Source organism: Acinetobacter sp. SwsAc4 (genome assembly GCF_013391535.1).
Classification (GTDB): Bacteria; Pseudomonadota; Gammaproteobacteria; order Pseudomonadales; family Moraxellaceae; genus Acinetobacter.
The window spans coordinates 1-8,414 of record NZ_JACAXC010000049.1 but is presented as its reverse complement, the minus strand read 5'-3'; the positions used below and the strand labels follow the sequence as shown (position 1 = coordinate 8,414).

Genomic DNA, 8,414 nt, shown 5'->3' with positions numbered 1-8,414 from the left:
GGTCGATAAACGTAGTGATATAGGTCGATAAACGTAGTGGTATTACCTCTAAAACTATTGCTATTAGAGGCTTTCAGCTACTCTAAAAGTATTTAAAAGTATTAAAAATTATTAAAAACATTGAGAATGAAAAATTGCCCGTGGTTTTCGCTACGCTCAAACTCTATTGAATCTCGCTTTCGCTCGATTCAGGGGCAATTTTTCGGTTAATTCCTTCGTGAATTTGAGAAAAAGCAAAAGCAACTCGGAATTCGCTTCGCTCATAAAACTTTATGCTCGCTTCGCTCGGTCTAGGCTCTCATTTCGACATCTAAACTTCACTTTTTTAGGTTTGTTAACCTAAAAAAGCGGTTTTTCAGAGGGCAGAGGCGCGACTTTTGGTGATATCGCTCGTAGACACTCGCTCTGTACTTTCTGATCCAGATCCATTTTTAAAAACCCGGACCATCATAATCATTTCGTTTCGGTTCAAGCTGTGAGGGGTGTATTTCAGGTTTTGGCTTCGGCTGTGATGTTGGTTCAATCACTGGTTTTGGTTGTACAGATAGGACTTTAAACTCCATGTCCGGTTCAGGGTATAACCTGGCGTTGTTGAGATTAAAATTGATGGTATCGATATCCCATTTTTCGTGATGCAGGATCGGTTGCTGGGTTTGAATAATTTCGTTGATATCGTGGCCCAGTTCTTTTTTGTTGCTGGCTTTTTTAATGAGGTGATTGAGGTAGTGCATCACTTCAGGAGAGCTGAAGGGTTCGTTTGAGCAGCTGTAGTAGTATTCATGCTGTTGATCAAAGTGTTGTTGGCGCTGTTCCAGTTCTCGTTCTTTGGCATTGTGTTGTCTGATTTTCTGGATTTCCGTCAGGTATTCCACAGTTTCATTTTGTTTGCCTGTCCCCAGTTTGGGTTCTGGTAGGTAGAGGGTGCCGTGTATCTCGTTGTATTTTTCGTAGTTGTCTGCCGAAACTTGATTTTTAATTTGGATCTCCTGGCCATCGATCTGGTAAGTCACGGTTGGGCTATGTTCTGCCAATGCGTCATTCAGGTGATTTTCCCAAGCTTTTCGGATATGCAGGAGGTAAGTGGTGTAATCAGCATGGCCATCCTGGAGCTGGATTTTCTTGGCACCGCCTTTGGCCGGATCTTGGGGATTGTAGCGTTTGAAGTACTGTTCGGCTGTGCGTTCAATGCCGTCATCGGCTTTGAGGGAGAACATGAGGTGGCAATGCGGCTGTTCTTCGCCACTGAGACGCGATTTAACGTTATGTATGGCGTATGAATGCGGATATTGCTGTGGAGCTATATGTTTGTCTAAAAACGTCTCTATGAGCGTTTTACGCTGGTCTGGCGTGAATTCGTTGGGAAGGGCAATTTCATACTCGATGTAGACTTTGGCATTCGCTCGCTCAAAAGTATCAGCGGCTTGCCAAAATTCAATCGGATCTTTTACCCAGGATGGCATGCATTTGCCAGGTTCAACGTATTCTAAAATTTCGTCACTTTTCTTGCGGACGTTTTCGTATTGCATCAGTCGGGAAATATAGAGGTAGTGGCCCATTGCATAACCTTTATTTTTGTTTTTGACGCTGAAATGGTAGCTGGCCATGTTCACCTCTAAATGGTTTTGGACCGGTTTTTATGGAGTGAAACGAAATGAAAACCGCTCGGATTTGGAACGCCTCAATGGCTGAAAAATCCGGTTGAAGGGGGTCAAGGGGGAAGCGCCCCATTGCGTACTAGTTTCTCCGATGAGGAGAAACTGTCAAGTGCGAATTATTTAAATAAAAAATAGAAATTCTTTTCAAGAAATTTTATTTTTTATTTAAATAATTATTTTCAGACTGCCCGATCCAAATATGGTAAAACCATATTTGGATCGGTAGCAGTTCTGAAAATTCGGCGGCAGATAATGACTTTTGAAAAAGCAAAAAAACGTGGAAGACCGGCTCAATTACTCCAGGTGGCAGAGTTGCATGGCTTTGTTGAATTTTTAAGACGTCAGGAACGCTCGGAACTGCAAGATGAAGTAATGATGTTTCTTCTAAAGAAAGATTTTAACTTTGAGTTATTGTCTGAACCGCAGCAGGTTTTGGTGAAAGAAGCGTTAAAACCGTACCGTGAACACACTAGGCTCGTGCTATTAGCTGACCAATTGGAGTCTGAAAAGAATAAGTCTGAATATGAGAAAAAATTTTTAAAATTATATGATGATTATGAATGCGGTTTGTTAGAGAAGGCAGATGTAAATCTTCTCAAAACCATGTGTACTCGTTATTTAAATTTTAAGGCACAAAAGCTTGATGTCAGTGATTTAGAGTTATATCTGAGTCAGATCCAAAAGAACGAAGCTAAGAAGAAAAGAACTGCTGAAAACCGACGTAAATTTGAAGTTGGTGGTGCTGTGCTTGCAGCCTGTAAAGAGTTGCAAATTGGTTCAAATAGTTCAAGTGAAAGCATAAAAGATATGTTTATTGAATATCATAGATATTTTCATCGTATGAGAGCGACTCGGTTTTTTGCTGAAGCTTCTAGATTAACGAGTAGCTATAGATTAGAAGACGATGTTATCGTTATAGCTTTAAATAATTTATCAAAGTACACCCACGATGGGAAAAGCATTACGACGATTGAGATTGAAAAAGCTATTTTAGAAGTAAATGAATTAAGAAATAAAAAATATTGAATTATCAATTAATTAAATATTTTTTTAGTTGTAAGTTTAGTCCTAAGCTGGGCTTTTTTTGTTGTATTTCGCATAAGAGGTTTTATGTTAAATAATCTATAAAAAATTATATGCAGATTAAGTTATGTTTACAGTTATTTGCATGAAGTGGTAAAAGCTATTCCTTTTATATGTGAGGGGAATAGCGTGACAAGATCAAATAACAATGGAAGAGCTTTAGAGGCAAGATTAGTAGATATTATTTGCCAACAGAATTCTCAGATTGTTTTACTTGGTACCACTCAACAGGATCAAGTAAGAGATTTAGCTTATTTTGGTGCCTTACCAGTCTATCAGCAACAGCTATTTTCAGAATTCTCAGAAAAATATTCAGATGAACTCTGTGTACAAAATATTGCAACAATTGAAAGGTTAAAAGATAGTGCTGCTGTAGCGGGTGATGTAACGGATATTAGAATTATTTATACTGATGGAACTATTAGAAATATTTCACTAAAACATAATCATGATGCTTGTAAACATCAAAGACCTGGAGCACTTATTAGTAATCAATTAGGTATCAATAATCCTGTGTTGGACACTCAATATAGAAATGAATTAACCGCTATAGAACGTAATTTCAAGTCTTTTGTATTGCCTACTGATCGAAATGAAAATGGGGATTATTTATTTAACCTTGTGAAAGCAAGAGCACCTTATCTAATCACGAACTTATATGAAGATGTTTGTAACTTGGTTCTAAAATATCTTACTAATTATGCTGATGCGCATGCTATTCAAAGATATTTTAGATTCTTAGTGGGTAATACTAACTTTGAAAAAGTTATGCTAGACCCATCATCTAGAACCATTTGGATAAAAGATTTTTCTAATATCCAAGATGCTCATAGGATAGATGAAGCTTATATTGATCCAGAAAGTGGTTATTTGATCGTAAAGTTTGATAATAATTTTATTTTGAACATGCGCTTACATACAGCCAGTTCTAGATTTAACTTAAATTCATCTCTAAGTTTAAAATTTGACTCATCTGTAGATATGAATAATGCTCCAGTGCCTGTAAAAATTATTCAATTTTAAAATAAAAAACGTGAAGCAAGTTGCTTCACGTTTTTCTTTAACTTGCTTTGGATAGCGAAGTAGCTTGGTTCAATGCTTCCATGATACTTTTTGCTAAAATCCTAGCAAAGTCAACATTTACAGCATTTCCAATCATTTTATATCCATGATTTACATCTGAATATTTAAAAATAAAGTCATCTGGGAAGCTTTGGATTCTGGCACACTCTCTCACACTTAAACGTCTATATTCACCTTTCGGTGAAAACATAAATTTATCTTGTTCTAGTTTTATCATTTTCGGTGCGCTTGGATGAATAGGGGCATGTCGTCCACCAGCTTGAATAGTAAAAGATGGTTCATCCCATGCTCTAACACGGTTTCTTGACATATACATAGATGAAAAGCCACCTATCATATATTCATGATTGGCAATTTCAACATCTGGGTTCGGTTTTGATTTATTCAGTGCTGGTACAGCATTATGTTCTAGATCTTTAATGATATCTTCTAGATGCTTAGGTTCTTGTGTTGGCTCTGGAAATGAGTAATCGACATTGAGATCAGATCTAAAACCAATAAAAATAACTCGTTTTCGATCTTGAGCAATCCCAAAATCTGCTGCATTTAGAAGTTTAAAATGAAGATCATAACCAGCTTCAAGAAAGGTATTTTTGATGTTCTCGAGAGCATCTTTATGTCTAGGAGCTAGCATTCCACTAACATTCTCAGCTAAGAAAAATGATGGTTTTTTAGCTTCAAGAATACGAATAAAATCAAAAAAGAGTTGCCCTCTTTTATCTTCAATGCCTCTTCGTGAACCTGCTTCGCTCCAACTTTGGCATGGTGGACCACCGATAATGCCATCACAATCTGGAACGTCAGATTCATTGATTAAGGTGATACTACGCTTATCTAAAGTTGTTTCAGGATGATTATGCTCATAGGTAGCCCAAATATCTTTATCAAATTCATTGGCAAAAATGATGTCAAAACCTGCTTGTTTGAAGCCAAGATCTAGACCGCCTGCACCAGAGAAAAAAGAAGCTATATTAAGAGGCATATTGAAAACACGATTGATGATTTAAAGTAATTTTTACATTTTTGGATTCAAAAGGCCAGTTTTTTTTAAAATAAAGCGTCGTATCACGTCGTGTCAGAGCATTATTGATACTGTAAATATAATTACAGATAGAGATGCATTAAGATTTCCTAAAATTAACATAATACGCGTTATACGAATCTAAAAAATGGGAGCCTAAGCTCCCATTTTTATTGATGATTTTTTAATTCTTTTAGCATAGCATCCCGTAAGATTTCATTCATACGTGTTTGATAACCTTTGCCTTGTGCTTTGAACCATGCAAGTACGTCAGCATCTAAACGAATAGATGTTTGTTGCTTCACTGGACGGTAGAATTGATTGTGGCGTACAGCATTACTCCAGTCGGTAATTTCAGGAATATCTGATAGGTCTAGTTGATCGTCAGGAAGCATTCCCTTAGCAAGCAAGCGTTCAATTTCAGCATCTTGCTTGTCGCTGAATTTTTCATTCAGTTCTTTGCGTGAGTGTCTAACCATGCTCATATTTATCTCGCTCCGCTTTTGTTACCTGTCTTGCACTAATAATTCTTATGATTTCACAGTCATCTTCATCAAATATGGTATGAGCTACTAAGAGCATTAGTACGCCTTTCACTTTTCCAATGGTCTGCCAACGTTCTTCACCATCGGTATGTCTGTCTTGGATTGAGATCCTTAATGGATCATCGAAAACAAGGCTTGCAGTTTCGAAAGAGATATCATGCTTTTTCTGATTCTTTCGATTCTTAGCCTCATCCCATTCAAAATACTGTTCCATAAAAAACATTCAAATTTGTATATACAATAATGTATCACAAAATTGTATCACTCAAGTTGAGAAGCGTAATTTTTAGTTAAAATTATTGGCAAGAACTATCAAAAATGATCATAAAAAAGCCGACTTGTTTCCAAGTCGGCTTTTCGGGTTTGCGTCCCCGATTTTTTATAGCATAACTTTTTGAAATATAAAACTATTTTTATATGCGTTTCGCATAACGCCCATTATGTTAAATTGATGTAAAAAACTTGATGAGAAAAAGTTAAAGGTAGACTCTATAGTTGATCATCTCGTGTTGATAACATTTCGTGATATTTTTGTTTTATCTGATTTCTTAAATTAAAGTCGTCAATAATTATGTCTAAACCACCATCATAAGGTGCAATGATTATCTTTTTTTCAAAAGATATTAAAAATGCACGAGTCTCATCATTAGCGATCTTAAGTAATAGATCGTTATGTAAATTTTGTTCCCATACTATTTCCGTAAATGCAGGGGTGAAATATAAATCATTATTTTCACCATCATCAAAATATTCAGGATCAATTTCATGTAAATTTATACGTGACCCATTAATGAAATTATATTGAAGTTTGGCAATTTGATCATAGTTAGCTATAGATGAATCACCTATGAAGGAATTACCTGAAACAATAAAAACTATTGTGTTTAAGGGAAAGCAGTCACTAATTATTTGATTTTGTCTTCTGAGTAATAAGTCTATTTCAATAGCGTCATCAGCGTATCTTTTTGAATTAGGAAGACTATGTAAGCGAATCCAGCTATTTGGAAAATAATGTTTAAACAAATATGAAATTGGAACTTTATTAGGGAAGAGCTTATTCCATTTATACTCAAAGCTATTAATTAAAGTATTTGTCATTTAATTGTACCTTTATTAAATTTCCCTAAAATTAACATAATACACCTTATACGAAATGCAAATTTTTATTTCTTATAAATCATGTCTTTATCGTATATAAAAAAGCCCAACTCAGCTGAGTTGGGCTTTTTTGATGATTTTTCACGTTCCACGCCTATTATTTGATCAATGTTGCACAACTTTGTTCATCTCAGTTAAACAATCGTGGTTAATCATAGGGTCTAAAAAAACGACTCCAAAACCCCCTTTTCTCAGGCTCTGGTTCAATGCGCTCAGGCACAGGAATGCGCTTATTTTCACTAGCCTCTGGTTCTTTTTGCATCATAGCTGCGACTTCTTCTTCTTCATTTTCCTCTGTCATCTGAGTGGGTTCTGGGTCGACAGACGTAGGGATATGAGGTTTTGGGGCCTCTAAAAGACGTTGCATAGCTTCAATTTGTTCTTGATAAAAAGATTCACGCTCTAATGATTGGTTTTCTCTAAGTAAAGCTTGATTCAATTGTTTTTCAAGTATGTCAACCTGTCGTTTTAATAAGTCAACTTCAGTCAAGTTTTGACTGTTAGTTGATTGACGTAAGTTGACATCTGATACTTTACTTTGGGGTTCTCCAAATACTCTTAAAGCTTCTGAAAAGTCAATTAATCCATCAGAACCTTTCGATAAATTTCCTTTATTTATATGAGCATATATAGCTTGTCTTGAATATCCATACAGCTTAGCTAATTCTGAAACTGATAATTTTTTCATATTGTAAACTGGGAGTTAAATTGAGTTAATACTTCACTGTTAAGTTGACAAAGTCAATTTACAAACCTATTTGAATCCTAATTCTTTAAGATATGGAGAATATTCTTTAATTTTTTTAGGATCTGTTAAGTCTCTAGATATTCTAATTATAAAGTCATCATAGCTTTCACCTGCTTTACTATATTTTGATGCGAATGTGGGTTCATAAGCTAACCTACCTGAGAACAAAAGAATCTGTTTATCTGTCAATTGGCCAATCAGTTCTAGTTGTTCACTCCTTGTTTTAGAAATATTTTTAACTGACGTCTTTGGCTTAAATGAAAAGCTATAGCCTGAAATTGATCGTCCAGTTTTATGCTGTTCAGACTTAACATTGATGTCCGTAAAAGTATTGATTTGAGATATAGCTATATCTAGAACTCTTCTTTTGAAATTATCTGAGCGCGTATATTCATCATCCGCAATACCAAGTTGCTGCCTAAATTCTGAAATCTCAAATACTGGAGTTTGACCAGTGCTACGCCAAGCAACTAGTAGTTCATAAAGTCTAGTGGCATATCTGCTTGTCAATTGACTTACTTGCTTTAGTTCATAACTAGTAAATCGTTCCTCAAGCCTTGTAATTAATGGGACGACAGCTGGTGAAAAGATAAGACTTACTGATGCTTCATTATCAATATAGCTAATTTCGCTTACCCAACGGCTATGAGTAGTTTTTACATTCCCTTTATCTGTTAAAGATTGATAAGTGAACCTCCTATCAAATAAGACCTTACTTGCCTCTTTCAAAACAGCATAAGCCGTATGTTTCTCTACACCGAAATTCTCTATATAGCTGGATGCATGAATTACTAAAGCATCATTAGCATTGATTCCTTTACCTGTTTGTCTAGCTTCAATAATTGCTAGTAGAACTAGCCTTTGCTCAACTAAATCAAGATTATAACTTGCATTAATTAGAGCATTATCTTTGACAACTAAGTCTTTCATTATTCTTATTACTACATCATAAAATCATGTAGTAATACTACATCAAATATTGAAGTAGTCAAATGGTCGATAAACGTAGTGATATAGGTCGATAAACGTAGTGATATAGGTCGATAAACGTAGTGGTATTACCTCTAAAACTATTGCTATTAGAGGCTTTCAGCTACTCTAAAAGTATTTAAAAGTATTAA

The 8,414-nt window shown here is 35.4% G+C and carries 9 protein-coding genes; 2 read left to right on the top strand and 7 right to left on the bottom strand.

Annotated elements, in window-relative coordinates; translation table 11 throughout:
- Positions 1 to 431: 431 nt before the first annotated feature.
- Positions 432 to 1,604, bottom strand: a complete 1,173-nt coding sequence (locus HYG88_RS14795) for a MobA/MobL family protein (protein ID WP_023271595.1) — start codon at positions 1,602 to 1,604, stop codon at positions 432 to 434.
- A gap of 303 nt (positions 1,605 to 1,907) precedes the next feature.
- Here HYG88_RS14795 and HYG88_RS14790 point away from each other — a divergent pair, with 303 nt between their 5' ends.
- On the top strand, positions 1,908 to 2,681 hold the full coding sequence (locus HYG88_RS14790) for a hypothetical protein (protein ID WP_005146105.1): 774 nt from the start codon (positions 1,908 to 1,910) through the stop codon (positions 2,679 to 2,681).
- 186 nt (positions 2,682 to 2,867) lie between these two features.
- Entirely contained in the window at positions 2,868 to 3,761 is an 894-nt protein-coding gene (locus HYG88_RS14785; RefSeq protein WP_032032326.1) for a HaeIII family restriction endonuclease, read from the top strand.
- A 37-nt stretch (positions 3,762 to 3,798) separates the two neighbouring features.
- Here HYG88_RS14785 and HYG88_RS14780 read toward each other — a convergent pair whose 3' ends face one another.
- From HYG88_RS14780 to repM, 6 genes are all read right to left on the bottom strand, one after another.
- The gene (locus HYG88_RS14780) at positions 3,799 to 4,803 is read right to left on the bottom strand and encodes a DNA cytosine methyltransferase (RefSeq protein ID WP_178883359.1); all 1,005 of its coding nucleotides are present in this window, start codon (positions 4,801 to 4,803) and stop codon (positions 3,799 to 3,801) included.
- A 209-nt stretch (positions 4,804 to 5,012) separates the two neighbouring features.
- Positions 5,013 to 5,327, bottom strand: a complete 315-nt coding sequence (locus tag HYG88_RS14775; protein ID WP_032032443.1) for a BrnA antitoxin family protein — start codon at positions 5,325 to 5,327, stop codon at positions 5,013 to 5,015.
- The gene (locus HYG88_RS14770) at positions 5,314 to 5,601 is read right to left on the bottom strand and encodes a BrnT family toxin (protein WP_004797784.1); all 288 of its coding nucleotides are present in this window, start codon (positions 5,599 to 5,601) and stop codon (positions 5,314 to 5,316) included. The genes HYG88_RS14775 and HYG88_RS14770 overlap by 14 nt, the downstream gene beginning before the upstream one ends.
- Before the next feature lie 275 nt (positions 5,602 to 5,876).
- Positions 5,877 to 6,485, bottom strand: coding sequence for a hypothetical protein (locus HYG88_RS14765; protein ID WP_087548442.1), 609 nt, complete (start codon positions 6,483 to 6,485; stop codon positions 5,877 to 5,879).
- A 208-nt stretch (positions 6,486 to 6,693) separates the two neighbouring features.
- Positions 6,694 to 7,233 carry a plasmid replication DNA-binding protein gene (locus HYG88_RS14760; RefSeq protein ID WP_108473290.1) on the bottom strand — a complete coding sequence of 180 codons (540 nt, stop codon included), beginning with the start codon at positions 7,231 to 7,233 and terminating at the stop codon, positions 6,694 to 6,696.
- A gap of 66 nt (positions 7,234 to 7,299) precedes the next feature.
- Positions 7,300 to 8,223, bottom strand: a complete 924-nt coding sequence (repM, locus tag HYG88_RS14755) for a replication initiation protein RepM (RefSeq protein ID WP_023271596.1) — start codon at positions 8,221 to 8,223, stop codon at positions 7,300 to 7,302.
- Positions 8,224 to 8,414: the final 191 nt, after the last annotated feature.

Bases quoted from the DNA above. Each gene is read 5' to 3' on its own strand.
- HYG88_RS14795 (WP_023271595.1), bottom strand. From the start codon at position 1,604: ATGGCCAGCTACCATTTCAGCGTCAAAAACAAAAATAAAGGTTATGCA.
- HYG88_RS14790 (WP_005146105.1), top strand. From the start codon at position 1,908: ATGACTTTTGAAAAAGCAAAAAAACGTGGAAGACCGGCTCAATTACTC.
- HYG88_RS14780 (WP_178883359.1), bottom strand. From the start codon at position 4,803: ATGCCTCTTAATATAGCTTCTTTTTTCTCTGGTGCAGGCGGTCTAGAT.
- HYG88_RS14775 (WP_032032443.1), bottom strand. From the start codon at position 5,327: ATGAGCATGGTTAGACACTCACGCAAAGAACTGAATGAAAAATTCAGC.
- HYG88_RS14770 (WP_004797784.1), bottom strand. From the start codon at position 5,601: ATGGAACAGTATTTTGAATGGGATGAGGCTAAGAATCGAAAGAATCAG.
- HYG88_RS14765 (WP_087548442.1), bottom strand. From the start codon at position 6,485: ATGACAAATACTTTAATTAATAGCTTTGAGTATAAATGGAATAAGCTC.
- HYG88_RS14760 (WP_108473290.1), bottom strand. From the start codon at position 7,233: ATGAAAAAATTATCAGTTTCAGAATTAGCTAAGCTGTATGGATATTCA.
- repM (WP_023271596.1), bottom strand. From the start codon at position 8,223: ATGAAAGACTTAGTTGTCAAAGATAATGCTCTAATTAATGCAAGTTAT.